This is a genomic window from Nostoc sp. (assembly GCF_036917095.1).
GTDB lineage: Bacteria > Cyanobacteriota > Cyanobacteriia > Cyanobacteriales > Nostocaceae > Nostoc.
In genome coordinates this window covers 653,203-676,334 of sequence record NZ_JBALFH010000015.1, presented here as the reverse complement: position 1 = coordinate 676,334, position 23,132 = coordinate 653,203, and the positions used below count along the sequence as shown (strand labels likewise).

20 protein-coding genes and 1 pseudogene are annotated in these 23,132 nt (G+C 45.7%); 9 read left to right on the top strand and 12 right to left on the bottom strand.

Annotation, left to right across the window (positions count from 1 at the left end; all coding sequences use genetic code 11):
- Positions 1-6: 6 nt before the first annotated feature.
- Both V7L01_RS06945 and V7L01_RS06940 read right to left on the bottom strand, forming a co-directional pair.
- Positions 7-753 (bottom strand): glucose 1-dehydrogenase, encoded by a 747-nt coding sequence (locus tag V7L01_RS06945; RefSeq protein WP_335033119.1) that lies wholly within the window; start codon positions 751-753, stop codon positions 7-9.
- Positions 754-827: 74 nt separating this feature from the next.
- Positions 828-995 (bottom strand): hypothetical protein, encoded by a 168-nt coding sequence (locus V7L01_RS06940; RefSeq protein WP_335033117.1) that lies wholly within the window; start codon positions 993-995, stop codon positions 828-830.
- Between the two features lie 62 nt (positions 996-1,057).
- Between V7L01_RS06940 and V7L01_RS06935 the strand changes: the two genes are divergently transcribed.
- Complete coding sequence (locus tag V7L01_RS06935; RefSeq protein WP_335033116.1) at positions 1,058-4,681, top strand: NB-ARC domain-containing protein; 3,624 nt, start codon at positions 1,058-1,060, stop codon at positions 4,679-4,681.
- Here V7L01_RS06935 and V7L01_RS06930 read toward each other — a convergent pair.
- Both V7L01_RS06930 and V7L01_RS06925 read right to left on the bottom strand, forming a co-directional pair.
- Positions 4,678-5,730: a transaldolase family protein gene (locus V7L01_RS06930; protein ID WP_335033115.1), complete on the bottom strand. Its 1,053-nt coding sequence runs from the start codon at positions 5,728-5,730 to the stop codon at positions 4,678-4,680. The two genes, V7L01_RS06935 and V7L01_RS06930, sit on opposite strands and share 4 nt — an antisense overlap.
- A 514-nt stretch (positions 5,731-6,244) precedes the next feature.
- On the bottom strand, positions 6,245-6,946 hold the full coding sequence (locus V7L01_RS06925; RefSeq protein ID WP_335033114.1) for a Swt1 family HEPN domain-containing protein: 702 nt from the start codon (positions 6,944-6,946) through the stop codon (positions 6,245-6,247).
- A gap of 407 nt (positions 6,947-7,353) precedes the next feature.
- Here V7L01_RS06925 and V7L01_RS06920 point away from each other — a divergent pair.
- From V7L01_RS06920 to V7L01_RS06910, 3 genes and pseudogenes are all read left to right on the top strand, one after another.
- Positions 7,354-7,566 (top strand): annotated as a pseudogene (locus V7L01_RS06920) (AAA family ATPase); the annotation flags it as partial.
- A gap of 608 nt (positions 7,567-8,174) precedes the next feature.
- Positions 8,175-8,429, top strand: coding sequence for an oxidoreductase (locus tag V7L01_RS06915; RefSeq protein WP_335033112.1), 255 nt, complete (start codon positions 8,175-8,177; stop codon positions 8,427-8,429).
- A gap of 156 nt (positions 8,430-8,585) precedes the next feature.
- Positions 8,586-8,933 carry a hypothetical protein gene (locus V7L01_RS06910; RefSeq protein WP_335033110.1) on the top strand — a complete coding sequence of 116 codons (348 nt, stop codon included), beginning with the start codon at positions 8,586-8,588 and terminating at the stop codon, positions 8,931-8,933.
- A gap of 715 nt (positions 8,934-9,648) precedes the next feature.
- On the opposite strand, the gene V7L01_RS06905 is transcribed toward V7L01_RS06910, so the two are convergent.
- The gene (locus tag V7L01_RS06905) at positions 9,649-10,074 is read right to left on the bottom strand and encodes a hypothetical protein (protein WP_335033108.1); all 426 of its coding nucleotides are present in this window, start codon (positions 10,072-10,074) and stop codon (positions 9,649-9,651) included.
- A 329-nt stretch (positions 10,075-10,403) separates the two neighbouring features.
- Here V7L01_RS06905 and V7L01_RS06900 point away from each other — a divergent pair, with 329 nt between their 5' ends.
- Together V7L01_RS06900 and V7L01_RS06895 are read left to right on the top strand one after the other, a co-directional pair.
- Positions 10,404-10,553, top strand: coding sequence for a hypothetical protein (locus tag V7L01_RS06900; RefSeq protein WP_335033106.1), 150 nt, complete (start codon positions 10,404-10,406; stop codon positions 10,551-10,553).
- Positions 10,554-11,233: 680 nt separating this feature from the next.
- Complete coding sequence (locus V7L01_RS06895) at positions 11,234-11,977, top strand: 3-oxoacyl-ACP reductase family protein (RefSeq protein WP_335033104.1); 744 nt, start codon at positions 11,234-11,236, stop codon at positions 11,975-11,977.
- 310 nt (positions 11,978-12,287) lie between these two features.
- Here V7L01_RS06895 and V7L01_RS06890 read toward each other — a convergent pair whose 3' ends face one another.
- Positions 12,288-13,562: an MFS transporter gene (locus V7L01_RS06890; protein ID WP_335033102.1), complete on the bottom strand. Its 1,275-nt coding sequence runs from the start codon at positions 13,560-13,562 to the stop codon at positions 12,288-12,290.
- Positions 13,563-13,938: 376 nt separating this feature from the next.
- Here V7L01_RS06890 and V7L01_RS06885 point away from each other — a divergent pair, with 376 nt between their 5' ends.
- A complete protein-coding gene (locus tag V7L01_RS06885; RefSeq protein ID WP_335033101.1) occupies positions 13,939-15,126 on the top strand; it encodes an anion transporter in 1,188 nt (395 codons plus the stop codon).
- A gap of 49 nt (positions 15,127-15,175) precedes the next feature.
- On the opposite strand, the gene V7L01_RS06880 is transcribed toward V7L01_RS06885, so the two are convergent.
- A complete protein-coding gene (locus tag V7L01_RS06880; protein WP_335033099.1) occupies positions 15,176-16,138 on the bottom strand; it encodes a sugar-binding transcriptional regulator in 963 nt (320 codons plus the stop codon).
- A gap of 319 nt (positions 16,139-16,457) precedes the next feature.
- Positions 16,458-17,261 (bottom strand): SDR family NAD(P)-dependent oxidoreductase, encoded by an 804-nt coding sequence (locus tag V7L01_RS06875; protein WP_335033097.1) that lies wholly within the window; start codon positions 17,259-17,261, stop codon positions 16,458-16,460.
- Positions 17,262-17,412: 151 nt separating this feature from the next.
- Between V7L01_RS06875 and V7L01_RS06870 the strand changes: the two genes are divergently transcribed.
- Complete coding sequence (locus V7L01_RS06870) at positions 17,413-18,171, top strand: ABC transporter substrate-binding protein (RefSeq protein WP_335033095.1); 759 nt, start codon at positions 17,413-17,415, stop codon at positions 18,169-18,171.
- On the top strand, positions 18,131-18,394 hold the full coding sequence (locus V7L01_RS06865) for a TOBE domain-containing protein (RefSeq protein WP_335033093.1): 264 nt from the start codon (positions 18,131-18,133) through the stop codon (positions 18,392-18,394). Before V7L01_RS06870 ends, V7L01_RS06865 begins: the two co-directional genes overlap by 41 nt.
- 299 nt (positions 18,395-18,693) lie before the next feature.
- On the opposite strand, the gene V7L01_RS06860 is transcribed toward V7L01_RS06865, so the two are convergent.
- From V7L01_RS06860 to V7L01_RS06845, 4 genes are all read right to left on the bottom strand, one after another.
- Positions 18,694-19,560 (bottom strand): CmcJ/NvfI family oxidoreductase, encoded by an 867-nt coding sequence (locus tag V7L01_RS06860; protein ID WP_335033091.1) that lies wholly within the window; start codon positions 19,558-19,560, stop codon positions 18,694-18,696.
- Between the two features lie 88 nt (positions 19,561-19,648).
- Positions 19,649-20,317 (bottom strand): glutathione S-transferase family protein, encoded by a 669-nt coding sequence (locus V7L01_RS06855; RefSeq protein ID WP_335033089.1) that lies wholly within the window; start codon positions 20,315-20,317, stop codon positions 19,649-19,651.
- Between the two features lie 571 nt (positions 20,318-20,888).
- A complete protein-coding gene (locus tag V7L01_RS06850) occupies positions 20,889-21,230 on the bottom strand; it encodes a 4Fe-4S binding protein (protein WP_335033087.1) in 342 nt (113 codons plus the stop codon).
- Between the two features lie 13 nt (positions 21,231-21,243).
- The gene (locus V7L01_RS06845) at positions 21,244-23,007 is read right to left on the bottom strand and encodes an FAD-binding protein (RefSeq protein ID WP_335033085.1); all 1,764 of its coding nucleotides are present in this window, start codon (positions 23,005-23,007) and stop codon (positions 21,244-21,246) included.
- Between the last annotated feature and the right edge of the window lie 125 nt (positions 23,008-23,132).

Sequence of the window (23,132 nt, the reverse complement as noted above, 5' to 3'; positions counted from 1 at the left end):
TATGGATTAGCGCTGGCCTCCGGTAGCGAGCAGTTGTTCGCCGGTGAGCCAGCCAGCATCGTCTGATGCCAGGAAAACGGCAATGGAGGCAATGTCTCCGGGTCGTCCCGCGCGACCAAGCGGTGTCTGAGCAACGAATGACTTCTCTAAGTCAGAGCCGATGTAGCCAGCAGTTACTGAGCCTTCGGTTTCGACGATGCCGGGGTTAAGAGAGTTGACGCGGATCTGCCTCGGCCCGAGTTCCCTTGCGAGTACACCCGTGATGGCATCAACAGCGCCCTTGGTGCCGGTATAAATCGCGCTGTTTGGAGGTGTAATACGGCTGACGCCAGAGCCGATGTTGATGATGCTGGCACCTTCGCCCAGGTGCTTGACGGCTGCCTGCGTCATGAGCAGAAGACCGAGTACGTTGATGTTGAATATCTTATGGAACTTGTCTTCGGTGATGTCTTCGATTGGAGCGAACTCGTAGACACCAGAGTTGTTGACGAGGATATCGAGATGTCCGTAGTTCTTGATAGCTGCGTCAATGATGCCCTGTGCCTCAGCAGCTTTGGAGACATCACCACCCACGGCAATAGCCTTGCCACCGGCGGCGACGATCTCACTGACCGTTTTGTCTGCACCAGATTTGCTAGAGGCGTAGTTGACGACGACTGCTGCACCTTCTACGGCAAGTGATTTGGCGATCGCGGCACCGATGCCCTTGGATGCGCCTGTAACGACTGCTACTTTACCTGTGAGCTTGCTCATAGTCTTAATATCCTCAAATTAGTAAATTGCTTCTGGTTGGGTTGGCGACTTTGATTAGCAACATTTGCTTATGCTCATAATGCAGCGATCGCTCCATGCAGACCACTCAAGTTATTTGAGTTAAAACGCAATTTAAGCAGGAAGAAAGCAACAGGCAGTGAATTGGGGACGGTTAAGCTTATCTGCTTCAGTAAGAATGGCATCATTTGCCGATTCACCTGTATCAGCGAACCCTTCGGCATGAGAGAAAAATGCGGTATTGTTGAGGGGAAGCCTCACGTTGCTCCTTTGCCCTCGCTTGTCTATGAACTATCAAAAGGCGCCAAAATCTGGGCGAGTTCGAGGAGTCATCCTATCACCTCAGGGGTGGCAGAAGTTTCAGACGGCAAAACAGCAGGCGGAATCTGACGAGACTTGGGGTAAGCACTTTACCCAAGAAGATATCAGCGATCGCGCTGGACTCTCCCTAAATACCCTTGCTCGAATCTTCAAGCGCGAACTGGGGGTCGATCGCCAGTCATTAGAGTATCTCTTTGGAGCATTTGCACTGGAATTAACGAACGCAGACTTTACATCCCCCGATTCATCACCTGAAGTGACAAAAACCCGACGAGCAGATCCGCAACAGGACTGGGACAATGCGGTTGATACCTCGGTGTTTTATGGGCGTGCGGCAGAACTGGCGCAACTGTGGTATTGGATTGTGTCTGAGCGCTGTCGCATTGTCGGGTTATTGGGCATTGGGGGCATTGGTAAAAGTACGATCGCCGTCAAGGCTGCGCTTGGGATGCAGACAGAATTTGAAGTCGTCGTGTGGCGATCGCTCGCCAACGCGCCACCCGTGGATGAACTTTTGTCGAGCCTGCTGAAGTTTCTCATGCCGCTCTACGGGGAAGATCCAGTGATTCCCACCACGCTCGATGCAAAACTCTCGAAATTGATGCATTATCTGCGATCGCGGCGGTGTTTATTAATTCTGGATAATGCTGAAATCATTCTGCACAGCGAGCAGGTAGGACAATGGCGATCGGGTTATGAAGGTTACGGACAGTTGCTCAGAGCCATTGGCGAAACGCCTCACCCAAGTTGTTTGTTGCTTACCAGTCGAGAAAAGCCACAGGAAATGGTGCTGATGGAAGGCGCACAGGCTCTAGTGCGATCGCTGACCTTGAGTGGACTGACACCCGCTGACGGACGTGCCATCTTTCGACAAAAGGGAACGTTTACAGGTTCCGAAGCCGAATGGCAGACCCTGATCCATCACTATGGCGGCAATCCTCTGGCGTTGAAACTAGTGGCGGCTGCCATCCAAGATTTGTTTAACGGCAGTATTGCAGAGGTATTAGCGTATCTCAATCAGGGGATTTCTATTTTTACAGACATCCGCGATCTGCTCGATCGTCAGTTCGATCGCTTAACCGAAAACGAACAGCATCTGATGTTCTGGCAAGCCATTCATCGCGAGCCAATCTCGCTCGCAGACATGCAAGAAAATGCGATCGATCTTGTTTATCAGAAAAGTGTGCCCAATCTGGTCAACTCGCTGCTGAGGCGATCTCTAATCGAGAAGGCCAAGCCGACGCTGCTCGAAAAAACGGATGGGTTATTCTTCTTGCAACCAGTTGTGATGGAATATGTCACAGAACGATTCGTACAGCAGGTCTGTGCAGAATTTGAGACACAGCAGATTGACGTTTTGCGAAGTCATCTCTTAATGCAGGTGCAGGCAAAAGACTATATCCGAGAGATTCAAATCCGGTTGATTGTGCAATCTGCGATCGAGCGACTCCTGTCTCGTTTTGGTAGTGTAGCAGCGATCGAGGCAAGAGCAAGGCAATTATTGGCGCAGCAAGGAAAAACCCCAGGGTACATTGGGGGCAACTTGATCAACCTGCTGGTGCAGCTTCAAGTTGATTTGCGTGGCTCTGACTTTTCCGATCTCGTGGTGCAACAAGCCGACTTCCGGCAGGTCGATTTAGCAGGGGTCAATTTTCAGCAGGCCGCTTTAGCCAAGTCCATCTTTTCAGAAACACTCAGTCTGGCGATGTCGATCGACCTTAGTCCAGACGGTGAGCGAATCGCCGTTGGCGACTCAAGCGGCAACATTCATCTCTGGAACATCACCACAACCCAACTGTTAGCGACCTTTGAAGGTCACATGGGCTGGGTTTGGTCAGTTACCTTTAGTCCTGATGGCAATACTTTAGCCAGCAGCAGTAGTGATACTTCCGTGCGCTTGTGGGATGTCCAAAGCGGGCGCTGCTTGCAGGTGCTTACAGAGCATACAAGCTGTGTTTGGTCAGTGAGCTTCAGTCCCGATGGTCAGCGAATCGCGAGTGGCAGTGAAGACCATACGGTGCGCTTGTGGAATTTGCAAGGGCAGTGTCTCCATGTTTTGCAAGGGCATACCCAAAGCGTTTACGCCGTTGACTTCGCTCCCGATGGGCAAACTTTGGTCAGTAGCAGTCATGATACTGACCTTCGGATCTGGGATGTCCGCTATGGAAACTGCCTGAATGTCTTAAAGGGGCATACCAGCGGGGTTCAGTGTGTGCGCTACAGCCCTGACGGTCAACAGCTAGCCAGTGGCTGTCGCGATGGGTCGATTCGACTGTGGAGTGGTTATTGCTCCAACGATCGACAGTCAAATCCCGCTTTCAAACTGCTGCATGGACATACCGATTGGGTTTGGGACATCACCTTTAGCCCCGATGGTCGTTTGTTAGCTAGCGCCAGTTCCGATGGCACTCTGCGCCTTTGGAGCGTCCCAGACGGGCAAGCCATCCATGTGCTAAACGGTCACATACACGACGTTTATGGGGTTGTTATCAGCGCGGACGGGCAATGGTTGATCAGTGCAGGTCAAGATAATACAGTTCGATTGTGGCATTTGCAGAGCGGACAGAGCCTGAAAACGTTGCGCGGCTATACCAGTGGCGTTCACTCCCTGAGTCTCAGTGCGGACAATCGAATGCTTGCCAGTAGCGGTCAGAATGAGACGATCCAGTTGTGGCAGTTGCCGTTGGATGACAATCTATCGCCGCTTCACCCCTACAAAACCTTATCCAGCAAGACCCGTTGGATTGCATCATTAAGCAATTTAAGCTTTAGTCCCGATAGTCAAACGCTGGCAAGCAATCGACATGACGGCTCAATTGCCCTATGGAATGTCCAAACTGGGGATCTCGACCAGTGGTCAGCGCACAGCGCGTCCGTGTGGGCAGTGCTGTTTAGTCCAGGAGGGCAGGTTTTGGCAAGTAGTAGTGAAGATCGCACTGTGCGACTTTGGGATGTACAGACTCATCGCTGTTTGCAGGTGTTACGCGGTCATGAAAGTAGCATTCGGGCGATCGCATTCGATCCCAGCGGTCAATGGTTAGCAAGTGGCGGTTATGATAACACTATTCGGCTCTGGGATGTGCAAACCGGAGCGTGTCTGAAGCTATTGCAGGGGCATACAGATTCAGTTTTCGCAGTGGCATTCGATCCCAGTGGTCAACGACTGGCAAGCGGCAGTCATGACCAAACGATCCAATGGTGGGATCTCCAAACTGGAGCCTGCTTGCAGACTTTGCAGGGGCAGACGGGAGCTGTGTGGACGCTTGCCATCAGCCCAGATGGTCGCCTCTTAGCCAGTGGCAGTGCTGACCAAACCATTCGACTGTGGGATCTCCAAACGGGGCATTGCCTTCAAGTCTGGCGCGAACACACGAGTTGGGTTCGGTCAGTCATTTTTAGCTCCAATGGTCAAATTCTCTTCAGTGGCAGTGACGATCGCACGATTAAGCTATGGGATGTGACGACAGGACGTTGTATCAGAACGTTGACGGTCGATCGTCTTTACGAAGGCATGAATATTCAAGGTGCAACCGGGTTGACAGTGGCTCAAAAATCCACGCTTAAAACGTTGGGGGCAATTGAGCATTAGGGCGATTGCACATCCAGTTTTAGTGCAATCTGGTCTAATAACCGATCGAAGGCGTTGAGCGATCGCGTCATCTCTTCATCCACAAGTCGATCGACCAGTTCATCCAAAGGAATTGCTACAAGCGGGAAGTTCGTCAGCATCTGCTCAACTCTTTTGCTGCCAATCACACTCATGGGCAGTAGAGAAACCTGTTGATACATTTCCAGTGTTGCTTTTGACAGCAGGATTGCAGTTCCAGGAAACGCCAGCACCTGAATATAGCGCCAGGCATCCTGAGGCTGAATATCTGTACAATCCCACACTAGACGAAGTGGGTTTGCCCTTCCCCGTAACGCTTTCCAACGGGCATTTTGACAAAAATTTTGAAAATGCTGGTAGAGGATTTCGGCTTGCGTGATTCCAAAAGATGTCAGGGGATGCAGAGCAGCATCCAAGCGCCCAATCGAAAAACTGGTAAAACAAACAACATCGTTCGCCGACTCTCCTTGGTGAATTAGTCGCTCTAGGCCGCTGAGATAAACATCAAATACCTGCTCATAGGTTTGCTGAGAAAATACCAACGTCACATTCACATTTATGCGATCGCCTATCAATTGTTCAATCACCGGAAGCATGATTGGCGTCGCTGGAATTCTCAGCATCAAATTCTGCCACCCAACCTCTTGCCAAATTTTCTGAGCTTCTGCGATCGCTGTTTCAGCCTGCAATAATGCATGAGGCGGGAAATCGACTTGAACATAACCCTCTCGTCCCTGAGTCTGAGAATGTACTTGTTTGAGTAAATCAGCCGCTAATTGCAGATCCCGCTTAACGATATAGTCATAGTCCGATCGAGCCGTTCGATTGACTGCTTGTTGAGTCAGTACGTTGAAGTCGCGATCGTACTCCTGCCCCTGGATAGCAAGCTTTAAACCTTCAAAAGTCAGGAGTACACCCCGCACACCATCATCAATGGTATGCTGCAATTTTCCCTGACTAATCCAGCCTCGCTCAAATCCATCGAGCCAAACCGATTGTCCCTGTCGTCGCAGCGATTGTATCAGGTTCATAAATTGCAAACTTCAAGATCGAGGTTCAAAGGTTCAATCAACCAGTCTGCGAAATTTCTTCAAATTCCACCACTCAAGATCCGCCAGTTAAGCTCTGATTTAAGTGAAGAATTGATTACACAGCTTTATATCAAGTTCTCACAATGCTTGTGTGTCAATGAGTTGTAAGAATCTTAAAGAATGGCAAAAAGAAATATTTCGGCATTGAATCGAGATGACGATACCATTGGCAAATTCATTAAAGAGGTGGTTTTTGGAAACTTTTGTTGGGGGGTTCCCAATTATGTTTTGAATTATAGGTAATATAATTACAAAAACTAATACTTGGAATAAAAGACAAAAAACAACAACCATAAATACTAACATTTTAAAATTAACTCCTATGGATTATCTATACAGAATAATAACGAAATTCTAAATTAAAAATAATAAAAAGTATTTTAGCAAGTCTAAGGCAATAAAAACCTTACTATTATTACCTGTATCTCTCAATAATCAAGTATCTGTATCGATTTTATGTATACAAAGATTTTATTTGACGACACCAATCTCTAAATGAAATAAAAACTCTTTGAAAATCATCGTCAGAGGGTAACACTCCATGATGAGCAACAATATTTCGCAAACCTTCTAGTTGTTCAAATCTATTTTCAATAAATTTAATATCTCCAATGTAAGGTAAGAATAAATTTTGATGATTTCTAATAATAGTAACTAAATCCCCCCAATCAATGCAATAAAGAGGTGAACTACCTCCTCTAGGAGAAATCCATTTGTTTTTATTTTCGTAATCTTTGACTCTTTCTACTTTTGGTATTGTTTTTGTATTTTTAGCCTTTTCCCACCAATTATCTCCAAATTCTCTTGAAAGTATTTGTTCAATAAAACAACGCACTGAATTTTCATAACAATGAAGTATCACATACAATTTAGCCATTTTATAGGCATTTATCACATCTTCATTATTAAGATAAGGTGTATTAAATACTTCAGTAGTTTCTAATTTACTAAGAATAGCTATAAGAGTAGCTTTTGCTATTTGCATAACCACAACTAAAGAGCCATCGTCTGAATATTGATAGCCTTTTATTGCATTATTCCAAATATTTAATTCATCATTCATGTCTGTATCATTAAAGATACATCTAACACTGTTCATCCAATGTGAAAAATGTCGAAAAATCACTTCTGGAGAATCATAAAAAGTCTCTAGCATAGACAAACTCTCTAATAATGACTCTATAACTTCTCGTTTATGTTTCTAAGCTAAAAATCAGAGTCCATTACTTCCATTGTTGAAACTGTGCTACTACTTCATACAATTTTCGATGATATTCATCCCAATATCTGGAATTCTCATATTTATTTTTTGGCATTATACAGTCACTATATTTTGTTCTTTGGCTTAAACAATATGTCCCAATTGTACTAATCAAATCTTCAACACTAGTTTCGTTATTATTTAGTAGTTGGTTTAACAAGTTTTCTATTTTATCTGGTGTCATTTTTTTAGCTTAAATAACTTCAGTAAGACCATAACATAAAATAACTATATCTAACAGGGTTTAGTTCATAAAACAACAAACAGAGACAAAGTAGGGTAAAAAGTATTACAGCATAAGAGTTTCTGGCTTGGAGCAATGTCTGATTGCTGACGACGGTGGACTGGTGTTCAAATCAGTCGAAACTTATAAAAAGCCTCATAACATAGACCCTTTAATATATGTGTTCGAGTACATCAACAATTTCGACGGTAATGGGGTTTTAATCCTGGGAGATGTTCACCCTTTTGTGGATAAAAACTCCCTGCAATTGAGTTGGGAAGTCCTCACCAGAACCTTTGTTGGAAACTGATTTGATTCTGTGCTGGCTGATAACACTACAGAAGAATCAGCTAATAACAGAAAAGTCATCAGTTTAAAAAGCATTGTCAAGAACTTTTGGAGGCATTTGTAGAACTTAATAATTCAGGAGCAAAGCCGGATACTCCAGGGCAAACGCATCTAAATTACTCTTGATCGCAACGAAGGTTAAGAACCAACAAAAAAATCTTTCCTCTCGCGTTTGATTATTTTTTAAGCCCCAAAGCGATGCCTAAGTTTTTGGCAATATAAGAGTTAATGATATTAGTTTTAACTCTATTGAGAATATACTTTGCTTATTGACAAGATGCAGTCGCCCTAAGCTAATGAGCATTTAAGTTGCATAACGCCAGGGCTGAAGCCCTTACAACATGCGAATCAGTCTAGAAAAATGAATGACGATTAGCTTAGTCTATTACCCTGCGTTCTTAGTAGCATCGGAGCGGCCAAGAGGTATTTGCAATTTCGATCATGAAGAAGCCAGAAGAATGACCGATTTCAACAAGAATTCCGCTAACCCATCCGGCTAACCTGGATTTGTTGCCAGCGCGGATTATCACAGTTAGAGATGCCAAGATGAACATGACAATGAACAGGGCCACACTTTTCACTCCCGTTCAGTTTGGAGCAATGCAATTGAAGCATCGCGTCGTGATGGCTCCATTGACTCGCTCGCGGTCTATTCAGCCCGATTCCATTCCCGGCGATCTCATGGCTGAGTATTACGCTCAACGGGCTACCGAGGGCGGATTCATTATCAGCGAAGCCACCAACATCTCGGTAACGAGCCGTGGATGGCTAGGTGCCCCAGGACTGAATGGCACTAAGTTAAGCTGAAAGGTAAGCGGCGTAGGGATGCTCCAGGGGCACGGGAGCAGGGGGGCAGAGGGGAATTTCTAAATATCTGAACGCAATGCCTAAAATTTCTTCTTTCTCCCCTGCTCCTCCGCTCCTCTGCACAAGAGCTGCCTCAACGATTTTCCCTTATCAAGCGTGCCATTCGCAGATCGTGCAGATGCGATCGCATTCGGAAGGCTGCTTATTTCTAACCCCGCAAGGTCGCGTATTCAAACGCATACAGCCCTCAATCCATACGACCGCAAGACGTTTTACGGTGGCGACGCGCTCATGGATACACCGACTATCCAACGCTCGATGTTATTGGCGAATGTGCTACGAGCAGGATTACGTACACGATCGCGCACAGACAAGGCTTCACATCTCTGTGATATCATGTCCGCTAGATTATTTATTAAACCTGAAGAACCGTCAGGTCGGGCTAAACAAGGTGCAATGCCAACTCTTGGAGAGGCTTGTCTGCGACACGCTCTTGCTAGCTAGCTTGCACGTTCGCGGAGTGTGCCGTAGGCAAGTGGTACGCCAACGGCGGGCGTAGCATCGCTAAAAATCAAATCTAAGTGGCAAGTAATTTTATTGACAGCAAGCATATTGTTTTATACGATAATTAATCTTGATGCAAGGAACTAGCGCGTAACTTGGATTAGCTTTAATAGATTCTAGTCAATGCTCTCAATCATTAGTTCTTATGTACTAAATATATCTGTTTCTTTGGGGTGTGACAGTTGTAGGTGCGGAATGTGGGTTAAAAGACGGAGCTTGTATCCCGATGGTTGGTTGTTGGGGCTATTTCTTCCACTACATCCTACACCCGAACCTGTAACCCCGCCCCAACGGGGCTAGTAGTCTGTCAAGCTAGTTTTGAGGGTTTGTAGTAAGCACTTTAGTGCGTAGAAAACAAGGACTAAAGTGCTTACTACGAACTTGTTTACCCCTCAATTCAAAGCTGACAGACCACTAGTGGTTAATCGCGTTAATTCTGCGGGGTTTGAGGAACGAACCGCAAAGACGCGAAGTACGCAAAGAAAGAGAAAGAAGAAAAGAAATTAAAAGTTAGTTCACCGCGCAAAATTAATGAGACAGACCACTAGGTCAAAATTCAGAGTGTGGCTGGATGGATGATACTGTGTAGAGCGAATCGGCAAGCAGCGCTAACCCAAAATGACCGAAAATAAGGGAGGTGCTATTCAAATTAGTCTTACAAAGAGAAGCGATACAAAACATTACCATCCTCATTTACTTCAAAATAAGCATTGAGTTCCTTTGCTTTCTCATCTAAATATTGTTTAGCTGAGTGGGTTGATATGTCAGCATTTCGCGCTAGTTGTAATACCGTTATTGTGCCAGCATTTTGCTCAATTAATTCTAAGAACACTAACTGAAGACGCTGTTGTTCTGATTCAACAAGTAATGTTTGTTGTTTTCGGTTCTGCTGCACTAAAGACCAACTCAAACAACCTCCTATAATGGTTGACGGAATAGTAAGAATAGTTAAAGCAGTTACATAATTTTCTTTTTCTTTAGCGGGAGTTTTGGGATTGAGAATTTCTAGAATCATCACAGCAGAAAAAGGAATGCCAAATAATAGAAAACAGATTGCTAAAACTTTTTTAATTAGTTTCATATAACTTTTTCCCTTAATAGAGTTGGCTGGAGGAAATTCAAAAATAATGGCTCTATTATAGTAGGTATAATAAAATAGCTGCTACCCGAATATTTTGCACAGTGTATGAGGCGATGCCTGCGCTTCTTGAAGCCTACGCTCTATTGCTCAAGTTTCCTCTAAGAAAATAGACATCGCTTTCACTCTACAATCAGTTCATTGCTATCAAATTTGATATCAAATGGCTGACGACAAGACCCCACCAAGCGTTCCGGATTCGCGTCTCTACTGCCTTAATTCCAGTAGTCAGAGAACTATCTAAACTGCACAAAGAGGGGCATACAATTGCCTTGCTGCAAGGCTTAGAGGAATTAATATCTAAATTTGATAGCAATATTGATATCGATGTTGCCCCAAGCAGTAAATCGGTTTTGCAGTTAGTTCGAGGAGAAGCTGGAAAGCAAGCTCGACGCAATGACCAAAAAGCTGGAACTCATTGAACGTGCTATTTCATCAAATAGATACAACAGCGCTAGACCGAAGAGACAAGCTTTAAACCAACAGCCCCAAGTTGGCTGCGCCTGCCGAAGGCATCGCACTTTTTTTGAGTCGCTTAACAAAATCGCATTGCTCCCTATCTCAAGTTTCCTTTGAAGGTTGGGGAATGCTATTCCAAATCACAGCTTATACCAATTCTTTCTGAAGCTGCATAGAATTCGCTCCCCCCTAGCCCACGCCAGTCGCTCCACTTGGGGAGACCCCAAGACCGCGCTGGCTCCCCTTAAAAAAGGGGGAATTCAAAGTCCCCCAATTTATCGGGGGATTTAGGGGGATCAAGATATGTGCAACTTCACATTAAATTGGTATTACATTAATTGTGGATGGATTCGCCTCTGGGCATTGAAAACGATTCAGGAACCAGAAAAGGTTACAGCAGTTTTCTTTTGCATGAAGTACAAAGCCACGGATTTTGAGGCAGGAAGCAGAAACTGTTTATGTGTGATTTCAATTCCTGCATTTTGTAGCTCACTTACTTGCAAACTGCTGTATATGAATTGTTTCGATCGTTTTAACCACCATCGTCTGTTATTGTTTACTTGCTTGCTCCCAATTTCGAGCAGTTTTCTTTCATTAGAAATACACACCGAATTATCCACTTTCTCATCGCATGGTATCGAACATGAACCACATACTCAAGAATAAACGCGCACTCATTACTGGAGGCAGTCGCGGCATCGGGGCAGCGATCGTGAAGCGTTTAGCTAGTGTTGGTGCTGATGTCGCCTTCACCTATGCCAGTTCACCCGATCGCGCCAAGGAAATCGTCCAGGCAGCGCAGGCGCTAGGCGTGCAAGCTCTTGCCATCCAAGCCGATAGTTCCGAAGCCAGTGCGGTAGTCGCTGCTGTTGAGGAAACTGTAAATAAATTGGGCGGAATTGATATTCTCGTCAACAATGCGGGCGTGCTAGCGATCGGGGCGATCGACGATTTCACCCTAGCGGATTTCGATCGAACCTTTGCCGTCAACGTGCGTGCCGTGTTTGTGGCGACGCAAGCCGCAGTCAAGCACATGAAAGAGGGCGGACGCATCATCAACATCGGCAGCACCAACGCCGAACGTATGCCATTTCCTGGTGGTGGCGTTTATGCCATGAGCAAATCTGCTCTGCAAGGGCTTGTGCAAGGGCTGTCGCGTGACCTTGGCCCGCGCGGGATTACGATCAACAACGTGCAGCCCGGGCCGATCGCTACGGATATGAATCCCTCGGATGGTGAGTTTGCTGAAATGCTCAAAAAGCACATTGCGGTAGCCCGCTACGGCACCGTTGACGAGGTTGCAGGGCTGGTTGCTTATCTGGCCAGCCCTGAGTCCGGTTACATTACCGGCGCAAACCTGATGATTGACGGAGGGTTCAGCGCATAACTGTCGTAGGTGGATGCCTAATACCAATTCGTAATTACAGCTATTTTCAGGTAAATAGACCACGCGGTAGGGGCGCAAGGCCTTGCGCCCCTACTTAGGCTTATGTCATTGCAAGCGTTCGCGCAGCGTCTCGTAGAGAAGCGCGGCAATCCCAAAGCGCAAGTGAATTGCTTCATTCATCAAATCAGGAATGTGTTCTGATTCTAGAGGAATTCACCATGAAAGTTTTGATTCAAGCGATCGTCAGTTACGATTTAAACTTCAGTTTCTATGAGCGCAATTTTCGTGCCAAACTAGCTAAAAATCATTACTACGACGCAACAGCACGACTTTTTTGTGATTTTTGTTCTTCTTTAGTTTCGGGAACCAAAAACCAAAAAACTGCCAAAGCCACAGCAGCAAGCGCTGCCAGCATTAGAAAACCGACATTGTACCCAGCTTTTTGCACCACAAACCCAGCGAGCAAGTTACTCAAACCAGCACCAATTCCAATAGAAGTAGCGAGCATACCTTGAGTGAGATTAAAGCGCCCGCTCCCTTTAGTTAAATCAGCAACCATCAGTACTGAGAGGACGCCAAATATTCCACCTGCAATCCCATCCAAGATTTGCACTGAAACTAGAAAAAAGGGATTGTGTGAAAGGGTATAGAGTACTCCACGAATAGGCAATACAGCAAAACCCACCAAAAAAATTGGTTTTCGCCCAGCGTTTGCCAGACGACCAGCTAAGTAAGCTGAAGGTATCATGACTACCTGAGCTATGATGATGCAGGCAGACATATATACTGTACTGTCTAATCCTTTCCCCTGTCCGTTATGAGCTAGTAGCTGACCTACAAGGGGTAACATTGCAGCATTGGCGAAGTGAAACAGAACTACTGCCACAGTAAACATCAGTATTCGCCTATCTTTCAACAATTTCAATATGCTTTCATAGTGATTCTGATGTTGTCTTTTACCTTGATTTTCTTGTTCTCCCTCCTCCCCATCACCACGCGCCAGTTCATGATTAATTTCCTGCTTACGAATCCTTAAAACTGAGTAAGCGCTAGCAACAGCCATAATCCCAACAAGAAAAAAGATGCCTTTGGGCGAAATAAATTGACCAATTAAACCAGCCAGAACAGCAGCAAGTAAATTACCCAAATGATTGAAAGTCTCGTTGCGTCCAACTCGCCGATCTAATTTGTTCCGCCCCACCAGTCCCAGAGTAATCGCAGCGATCGCGGGCGCGAAAACCGCTGCGCCAATACCAATTAAAATCTGAGAGCCAATAACGATTGGAAAGCTGGGAAACAAAGCTATTGCTATACAACCAATTGTCACTAAAGCAGCAGCAAGTACAATCAACATTCGTTTCTGGCGTAGTCGATCAATTAAAGCGCCAGCTGGTGTTTGTGCAATAACTGTAGCGATTGAGGAAGCAGCTGTGACCATTCCAATTTGGTCTGGATTCCAATGTTGCGAGGCTTTTAAGTATATATTCAGATATGGCCCGACACCATCACGCACGTCTGCTAGAAATAGGTTTAAGTAATCTAGTGCGTACAAACTCTTGTTACTTGGTCTTGGCTTTTCTTGCATACATCCTAAATGACGGTGATATTTACTCAATTGTGCAAACTATGCCATACAATATCCCCTTGATAAATCTTGAGGTTTTAAAGGTTCCGCTTTGTCTAAGAAAAACTTCGTTGACATCCTCCCCCAGCTAAGTGCTCCCTGCCCTACAAGCGTACCCCTTTGGGGATCTTGCTACGCGTAGCGTCCCGCAGGGATGGGATATTTTTATATTTGGAAGTCCCTAAAACCTTTATACTATTGAGCCTTTGAATTGACACGCTTTTTGCATTTAAACTTATATAGCCCAACTTTATCTGGTTTTTCATGCCCGAAACTAAATCTACAGCCATATCCGGTAAGCTCTAAATCGGAGCTTGCGACGTTTAGGGAATAGAGAATGGTAGTTCTGCAATATCTCGTTATTATCCTCGCCTACATCGGCTTAGGGCTAGGGTACTTGCCCGGACTGCGGATGAATCGGGCTACGATCGCCATTGTTGGTGCTGCCTTTTTGATGGCATTAGGAGTGCTAGATTTGCCTGCGGCGTGGGGCGCAATCGACTACAAAACACTCATTTTCCTGTTTGGCATGATGGTAATCAGCGCTAATCTCGCCGCTTCTGGATTTTTCCAGCTTGCTCTTGATTATACAATCCGCCGTATCCACAGCCCATTTGGGTTACTGGTGGTGTTAACTTTTGGCAGTGGCATCCTCTCGGCACTTTTTCTCAATGATACGATTGCTCTGATCTTGACGCCTTTGGTAATTGGTGTAACCCAGTTACTAAAGCTTAAACCTATTCCCTATTTGCTGGCGCTGGCAGGTGCAACCAACCTCGGTTCCGTCGCCACTTTGAGCGGTAATCCTCAGAACATTCTGATCGGTTCCTTCTCTGGTATTAGTTATTTGGACTTTGCTAAAGCCTTAACACCACTTGCTTTGATATGTTTGGTGATTCAGGTAGGTTTGCTGTGGTGGTTATATCCAGAGGTGCGATCGCTTCGCCCTTACTTAAAAGTAAAACCACCCCGTTACCACATCTTCAAGCCACTGTTAGTTAAAAGTCTATTGATTACCACCGGATTACTAGTGGCATTTTTAATTGGGATTCCTACTGCTGAAGTTACCTTAATTGCTGCTGGACTATTACTGGTAACGCGTCGCCTCAAGCCAGAGCGAATTTTACAAAAGGTAGACTGGGATTTGCTGTTAATGTTTTGTGGACTGTTTATCCTTACCGAGGGTGTACAAAAGCTTGGTTCCTTGGGATGGCTTTCCCGTTTTGTTGGCGATCCCTTGAGCATTCTGGGGATAACGGCGTTGCTGTCAAATCTAGTATCGAATGTGCCGGCTGTTCTGCTACTACATCACCTAATTCCCCATCCTGACACACGCACTTGGCTATTACTAGCGGCGGCTTCAACACTGGCAGGAAATCTCACCCTGCTGGGTTCGGTGGCAAACTTAATTGTGGCGGAGGCTGTTGCCAAACAGGGATATCAGCTCACTTTTGGGGAACATTTGCGATTTGGGCTACCGCTGACTGCTATCACCTTGGCGCTTACCTATTTTTGGATTTATTGAATTATCAGCAAAGGAAGCGCTATAAACAACAATATGAAAAATCGAAAAATCAGCTTTTGTCAAGAATAGCTTGAGCCACAACTTCATCGGTAATCAGCCCCGCGATCAACTTGCCATGCAGAGCCGCCAAAATTGACTCCACTTTTTTCACACCTCCTGCAATACCGATAACCAGCCGTTGAGCAGTTTGTTCGAGCGGGACACTGGCAACTCTGCTATTAGTTGCACCCTGAATTAAGACTCCTTGGCGATCGTATGCCCATCCCGCAATTTCCCCAACTGCCCCCAGTTCAATTAATTGGGTCACTTCATCGTCATTAATGAATCCGTCTTGGTGTAATGGTGCATCCCAGCCGATTTGGCTAATACCAACAAAGGTTGCTTTGGCTTGCTCCGCAAGGGTTTTTACGGTGATAAACGATCGCTGAGTCTGCAAGAGTTCTCGTTCTTCAATACTAGTTGCTACAACTGGAGTCGGAACTGGATATACTTGAGAGCCAACGCGATCGCACAAATGCATCACTACTTCATAACGACCTGCACGCCCATATTGAGACATATTCCCAACTATTGAGACAATCTTATGCTGAGGTTGGTTCATGGATGGGATTTGCTCCACCATCGCTCGCAAAGTCCGACCGGTGGAAAATGCCAGGATTGTAGGAGTTTTAGCAACAAGGTACGCCTCTAAGTGAGTGGCAGCACATACAGCAATTCCATTGAAGCTATCGCCACTCCCTGCATCACTTGGAACCACTTCACAAAGGGATAGTTCAAATTTGTCTCTGAGCGATTCAGCTAGAGCAATACACTCACTCAGGGGATGATCGAGCCGAAATTTGATCAGTTTTTCACTCACCGCTAGTGCGACTAAACGCTGTGCTGCCTGCCGGGACACGTTTAACTTTGCGGCAATCTCTTCCTGTGTGTTTCCAGCAATGTAGTAGAGCCAAGCTGCGCGAGCTGCCTGGTCTAACTTGCGATCGCGCCGCTCTAAGAAGGGTTCTTTCATATTCCACCTATAGGAAGAGGAAGTATGCATCCCCTAAAGAGTAGATAAAATGCTTGAATATCTGCTCAAAGATGCATCTTTTGCTCATTATGTTGTGTATACGCTATCACATTCTACGTTAATAAAAGTGGCTTGAAATCAACTCAGACGCAGCAAAACATTGCAGTAATAATCATGGGGACTGACAACATTACTAAATTACTAACTTAGCAATCCCCTTTTCTCTAGGAAACTCCAAAAATTAAATTACCCAATTCCTACATCTAAAACGACTATCCATTGTTCTCCCCCTGCCTCCCCTGCCTCCCCTGCTCGCCCCCTATTGCCCGCCAGTAAGCTCCAAATTAAAGCCCGTAATATAGCTTGCCTCCTCGCTCATGAGAAATGCCACACTGTTGGCAACTTCTTCAAGGCTCCCTAAACGCCGCATCGGGACTGAATTAATCATTTGCTGCTCTACTACTTTAGGATCGGCATCAAAGTACTGTGACCCTACACCTGCCTGCAATTCGGTCTGTCGCGTCCACATCATACCAGGGCCAATCAGCGCAGGCGAGAGCGCATTCACTCGAATGTGGTAAGGAGCCAAGTCTTTCGCTGCTGTTTGAGTTATGCCAATTACGGCAAACTTTGAGGCTGAGTAAGCGATCATATTTGGAGGGCCAACCACTCCTGCATAGCTTGCCATATTAACGATCGCTCCTCCGCCCGATTTACGCAAGTGTTGTGCCGCCGCCTTGAGGACGTGAAAAACTCCAACAACATTGATGTCAATCACCTTTTGAAAATCTTCCTCAGGATACTCGTCAGTTTTGGCAAATACTCCTTGATAACCCGCATTGTTGAAAATATAGTCGATTCGTCCAAATTGCTCTACAGCAGCAGAAAAGGCTTGAGCAACATCCTCAGAAGCGGTGACGTTGCAGCGAAAGCTCAGAACTGGAATTTTATAAACTTCCAATTCATGAGTAACCTCTGCCATCTTCGCTTCGTTTAAGTCTAGGAGTACTACACCTGCACCATCTGCGGCAAAACGCTGTGCGGTAGCTCGACCAATATCACCAGCACCGCCCGTAATCAAAATCGTCTTGCCAGCAAAGTTATAGCTTGCTTTAGCTGTCATATCTTCAACCCCTTGTGAATATATGTTGCAAATAGTGTTTAAGTGCCCAGTATTGAAGATCGGCTAGTATGATTCAATTATTGGGACTTTGCCCAATAGTAGAGCATAAAATCATTTTTTTATATGATTTTAATACTAAAGGAGCTGTGCGATGCGTATGCCTCGCTTCGCTAAAATCTTGGTTGCATTCCTCGTTGGAATAATGCTGGCACAACTGCTACATGCCTGTGCGGGTTCGCAAGCAGCAGGGAAAACCAGACTGACGATCGCTACTGTCAATAATGGTGACATGGTGGTTATGCAAGGGCTTTCCCGCAATTTTGAACAAACAAATCCAAATATTCAACTGCGGTGGGTTGTCCTGGAAGAAAATGTGTTGCGTCAACGTACCACCACAGACGTTGCTAGCCAGGGCGGACAATTCGATGTCCTGACAATCGGTTCCTATGAAACGCCGATTTGGGCAAGACGGGATTGGTTAAAACCATTGGATCTACCCGCAAGTTATGACGTAAATGACCTGATAAAACCCATCCGAGAAGGGCTTTCCAACAACGGCAAACTTTATGCTGTGCCGTTCTATGGCGAAAGTTCTATGCTGTATTACCGGAAAGACTTGTTTGGAAAAGCAGGGATTACGGTTCCCGAACAACCAACCTATCCCCAAATCAGGGAATGGGCGAGTAAGGTTCACGATCCAGCGCATGGAGTTTATGGTGTTTGTCTGCGCGGAAAACCAGGCTGGGGCGAAAATATCGGATTTGTGTCCACATTGGTCAACACCTTTGGCGGACAGTGGTTTGATATGAAGTGGCAACCCACTATAAATACTCTAGCCTGGAAAGCTGTCGGTTGGAGATCGAGCTACATTGGGGATTCGCCCCGAACACCTGCGACTCGATCGCAATAACCCAAGTGTGAATGGCGAAGTGTTAGTTGTGGAACGACTGGGGGGACAAACCTATCTCTATGTCAAGATTGAGGGGGGAGACACCGTAGTAGTGCAAACAGACGGAGATAATTCCAGCCAGTTACGCGATCTTGTTCCTATCCACATTAACGGCGAGCTTTGCCATCTGTTTGACTTACAGGGTGAAGCAGTTTCAAAAAGTCGTCGTCACCAATTAGTATAAATAAACGTGAATTCGACGAACCTCTCCCTGCCTTGAACTAAAGTTCAAGTCTGTCCCTCTCCGAGCCGGAGAGGGACGGTTTTGCGTAGTAAAACCAGGGAGAGGTCTTTTGATTGAGACAAGTTTTTGCGATCTATGCCAATACAGTTCAGTTAAGCATTTCTCCCTTCTCTTTTTCTCTTCCTTTGCGTCCTTCTCTGCGAGACGCTTCGCGTAGCTTGCTTCTCCGTAGGAGTACGCGGTTCGTTAAAAAATAACTTTGACAAAGAGTTTTAGCCTTAACTGAACCGTATTGCGATCTATGCGGGGTAAAAGACTAATGTTCGTAGTTCGATGCTTTCTCGTGGGGGAGCGTTGGCTGGGCTGGTGGGGTCTTCAAAGGCTGTATGGGCGGCAAAACGGGCGTGTCCGTCTTCTGCGGAGTCGAAGCATTTGATAAATAGTGCTTCATCTCTGTGCATTTGCGGGAAGTAGAACCATTTATGTTTGGAGTTATACGTGACTCCGTATGTCTCACCAACCCGATCGCTGTACACGAGATCGCCTGCTACAAGGTCTGTTGATACGATACTTTGAGCATCACACACTGCTAATGGTGACTCTTGGATTGGTGTTGCGATCGCTCGCCAAACATTAATGATGGCAAATCTTTGTTTTAGTAACGTATCAATATCATCTATGCCCCGTGCTGCTAGTTCCAAATGGGCGCGAGTATAGCCTGATTTAGCGGTGAAGTCATTGTGTACGCGCTTGGCAGGTTCTTTAATATTATTCTCACCTGGCTTTGACTCACTGGCATTACGCAGGGTATGATCGAATATCACTACTTTCGTTGCACCTGTCACCTCTTTTAATAACTGCTCGGCTTCTGGATAGTAGACGCGGCGTAATTCTTCTTCATCGTAAAAGTTGCGGACATTAGTATTATGTCCAGTCAAGGCGAAACCTTCTCGATCTAACGAGATGTTCTCTGAGATGGAGCGAGCGTTGTAAATCGGCAGTTTGTGCGTCTGATAAGTTGCATTCGTGCGAGGAATCCCGGCTGGCGGTTCGTAAGTATAGTTAACAGGTTTTTCTGCCATTGGAATCAGGTAGCTGAGGTTAGCCTCTACGTATGGCAGTTCTTGGGAAATCGGTCTGTCTAGAAGTTGGTTATTTAAGCTCATAGCTCATCCAATTTTAGATTTTGGTTAATTTTTGTTTGGTCAATACTTAACAGTTAATCATTCACTCCCATTAACACACCCCTGTGTCCTATTTTTGAGATGTACCAACAGGAAGAGGTTCGCCGAGAACTTTGGCGAATCTTTGCAAATAGAAGTCCACAGGGTTTGCTACTGCTTGGATTGACTGGCGATCGCGTACCAGATTCCACCATGTCTGCAAACCAGATGTTTGTGTTGGTAATGTGAATTTACGGAAGTGTTCTAAGAGTGGTAAACGTTCAAACCAGGGATAGAAGCTGATATCAACTAGGCTAAATTGATCTCCTAACAAGTAATCACCTTTGCCTAATTCTTCTTCAATATATAAAAGTGCTTCTGTGAACTCTTTTCGTCCTTGTTCCTGCTCCTGACTATCTTTACCGCGCAGAAATTTGTTAAAAGCTGGGACAAAGCGAGTATTGGCGTAGTCTATCCAAATCCGAGCGATCGCTTTAGCTGCGGGATCGCGGGGTAACAAAGGTGGTTCTGGAAAAACTTCATCTAGATATTCATTGATAATAGCGGACTCGTAAATTTCAACATCCCCATGTTTGATAGCTGGAACTTTGCCATAGCGCGAAATTTGCGTGTACTCATCTGGTTTGTTCTGTAAGTCAATTTCGACTGGGGTGAAGTCAATACCTTTTTCCAGTAAGACTACACGAGTCCGTTGAGAGAAGGTAGAGGCTTTGGCGAAGTACAGTTGTATGTTGCTCATGAAATTTTTTCCTTGTAAACATCGTGACATGCAGACTATTTGAGATTGCACAACTCAAACTAAAGCAATAAGACAGAAGCGAGATGTGTTGATTAGTGCAGTTAAATAATTGACTGGCAGGTATTTACGTCAGTTAGATGATATATTACGGTTTGTCGGTCGTTTTAACGTATTTTAATTATTATACAGTCTTTATTGGAGTATGCATACCTAATTATTAGTGTAACTAAATAAATATCTAGACATAATCAGACTTATCAAAAAGAGGTATTCAGGGCTTACGCAACTGGCACAGCGCGAACTGACAAATCAGCGCAAGCGATCGCAAACTTATAGGACAAATGTATTAAGAGACTTGCAAAAAATAAATTATCCCAAATTATTTATAGATTTGTAGGGGCGCAAGGCCTTGTGCCCCTACGACGGGATATTTTTTTAACTGGAAGTCCCTAAAAACACGTAGATATATTTGAGCGTCTGACTCAAATTATTAACAATAATTAATTGTGTAAATTCATCTGAAAAATTTGAGGTATGGGGACTAGTCCCCATCGACTCAATCTTACTGAAGTTAACTTTGATAGGGGCGTGGCAGTTGGCGTAGTTTATGAGCAGTATCTAATTCACTATTATTTTTTCTGCCATATCCCCAACCCAAGATCCGACGATATTCACCCATGATGCCACTTTCAATTAAATCATCCTCATTGACTGCAACATTGGTATGAGATTCGGGCGCAACATAGAGTGCATCCACCGGACAATATGCCTCACACATGAAACAAGTTTGACAGTCTTCCTGCCGGGCGATCGCAGGTGGCTGGTTAGGTACGGAGTCAAAGACGTTGGTAGGACATACTTGGACGCATACATTGCAATTGATACAGAGTTTATGGCTGACAAGCTCGATCACGATTCTGCTCCTACTACAATTTTGATACAGAGGGTGTGGTTTGAGTGGTTTGTACTGGTGGTGTAGCGTAGACGCTTTGCGGTTCTGTTATCCAATCACGCCTCACCCAAAGTTTTTGTAAGCCACCAGTTGCTTGGTAATAACGCTGATTTGGATCGGTTTCGGGATAGTCCATGCGAATATGTTCGCTGCGCGTTTCCGTGCGATGTAAGGCGCTAAAATATGCCCATCGCGCTACAGCCGTCAGAGCAGCCGCTCGACGAGAAAATTCCACATCGCGTACTGTATCTTGTTTCGGGTTCCCTTGTACTTGCTGCCACAGCGTTTCTAATTTTGCGAGGGAATCCAGAAGTCCCTGCTCAGTACGCAAGTAATTCTTCTCCAACGGGAACATCTGGTCTTGTACACCACGCACGATCGCCTCACTATCGAATGTTTCGGAAGCGGGAGAGGGCGATGGCGTTTTGCCCACCGTAGGCGATCGCAATCCGGCTTGACCGGTAGGACGCGCAACCCGTTCATTTGCTTGAGTGCCCAAACTTTTCGCAAAGGTAGCTGCCCCAACTCCAGCCCATTGCCCTGTAGAGATTGCCCAAGCAGCATTGGGGCCACCACCTCCAGAAGCTAGCCCGGCTAAAAACTCCCGCGATGCAGCATCACCGGCGGCGTAGAGGCCAGGAACCTTTGTACCGCAACTATCATCGGTCAAACGAATTCCACCTGTACCGCGGACTGTACCTTCTAAAATTAGTGTTACAGGCACTCGTTCAGTATACGGATCGATGCCAGCTTTTTTATACGGTAGAAAAGAGATGAAATGAGACTTTTCAATCACTGCCTTGACTTCAGGTGTGGCTTTATCCAAACGAGCATAAACGGAGCCTTTTAAGAGGGCATTGGGAAGGAATGATGGATCGCGACGACCATCGATATAGCCACCAAGATCGTTACCTGCTTCATCGCTGTAACTAGCCCAGCCAAAGGGAACACCCCGCGTCACTGTGGCATTAAAAGCGGTCGAAATTGCATAGTGATTGGAAGCTTCCATACTAGAGAGTTCGCCACCAGCTTCCACTGCCATCAGCAGCCCATCACCGGTATTAGTATTGCACCCTAATGCTTTACTCAAGAATGCACAACCGCCATTCGCCAAGACTACTGCACCAGCGCGAACAGTATAGTTACGATGATGTTGCCTCTGCACACCTCTTGCTCCAGCTACTGAGCCATCGTCAGCCAATAAAAGTTCTAGAGCCGGACTTTGGTCGAGAATTTGCACGCCAACACGCAAGAGGTTTTTGCGAAGTACCCGCATATATTCAGGGCCATAATAACTCTGGCGCACCGATTCCCCATTTTCTTTGGGGAAACGATAGCCCCAATTTTCCACTAAGGGCAAACTGAGCCAAGTTTTTTCGATAACACGCTCGATCCAACGTGAGTTAGCGAGGTTTTTTCCTACGCGATAACGCTCCGATAAAACTTTGTCCCAATTCTCTGGAGAAGGAGCCATGATGCCATTGCCACTGGCAGCAGCAGCACCACTCGTACCCAGAAAACCTTTATCAGCAATAATGACTTTGACTCCTTGGGATGCGGCTGCCCATGCTGCCCATGCAGCGGCAGGGCCACCACCAATTACCAGCACATCAGCAGATAGTTGTAGTTCATTTTCTGTTAGCAATTCCTTTTCTCCTTTTTGGCAGTCACATATTTCTTTGCCACTGTGAGCGGTTTCTACACGCAAAAATCCACCCGCCTGCATTTTTCCATCCAAACCTCCGGGCTACTTCCGCCACGTGGGTACGCCCTACGAATCAGGAAATTCTAACTGCGTTACTCATCTGCTTTTTTTGTCTATAAAATTGCGTTAGCGGTAGCCATACCGGAGGTATCGCTGAT

Bases quoted from the DNA above. Each gene is read 5' to 3' on its own strand.
- V7L01_RS06945 (WP_335033119.1), bottom strand. From the start codon at position 753: ATGAGCAAGCTCACAGGTAAAGTAGCAGTCGTTACAGGCGCATCCAAG.
- V7L01_RS06940 (WP_335033117.1), bottom strand. From the start codon at position 995: ATGCCGAAGGGTTCGCTGATACAGGTGAATCGGCAAATGATGCCATTC.
- V7L01_RS06935 (WP_335033116.1), top strand. From the start codon at position 1,058: ATGAACTATCAAAAGGCGCCAAAATCTGGGCGAGTTCGAGGAGTCATC.
- V7L01_RS06930 (WP_335033115.1), bottom strand. From the start codon at position 5,730: ATGAACCTGATACAATCGCTGCGACGACAGGGACAATCGGTTTGGCTC.
- V7L01_RS06925 (WP_335033114.1), bottom strand. From the start codon at position 6,946: ATGCTAGAGACTTTTTATGATTCTCCAGAAGTGATTTTTCGACATTTT.
- V7L01_RS06915 (WP_335033112.1), top strand. From the start codon at position 8,175: ATGACAATGAACAGGGCCACACTTTTCACTCCCGTTCAGTTTGGAGCA.
- V7L01_RS06905 (WP_335033108.1), bottom strand. From the start codon at position 10,074: ATGAAACTAATTAAAAAAGTTTTAGCAATCTGTTTTCTATTATTTGGC.
- V7L01_RS06895 (WP_335033104.1), top strand. From the start codon at position 11,234: ATGAACCACATACTCAAGAATAAACGCGCACTCATTACTGGAGGCAGT.
- V7L01_RS06890 (WP_335033102.1), bottom strand. From the start codon at position 13,562: ATGCAAGAAAAGCCAAGACCAAGTAACAAGAGTTTGTACGCACTAGAT.
- V7L01_RS06885 (WP_335033101.1), top strand. From the start codon at position 13,939: ATGGTAGTTCTGCAATATCTCGTTATTATCCTCGCCTACATCGGCTTA.
- V7L01_RS06880 (WP_335033099.1), bottom strand. From the start codon at position 16,138: ATGAAAGAACCCTTCTTAGAGCGGCGCGATCGCAAGTTAGACCAGGCA.
- V7L01_RS06875 (WP_335033097.1), bottom strand. From the start codon at position 17,261: ATGACAGCTAAAGCAAGCTATAACTTTGCTGGCAAGACGATTTTGATT.
- V7L01_RS06870 (WP_335033095.1), top strand. From the start codon at position 17,413: ATGCGTATGCCTCGCTTCGCTAAAATCTTGGTTGCATTCCTCGTTGGA.
- V7L01_RS06860 (WP_335033091.1), bottom strand. From the start codon at position 19,560: ATGAGCTTAAATAACCAACTTCTAGACAGACCGATTTCCCAAGAACTG.
- V7L01_RS06855 (WP_335033089.1), bottom strand. From the start codon at position 20,317: ATGAGCAACATACAACTGTACTTCGCCAAAGCCTCTACCTTCTCTCAA.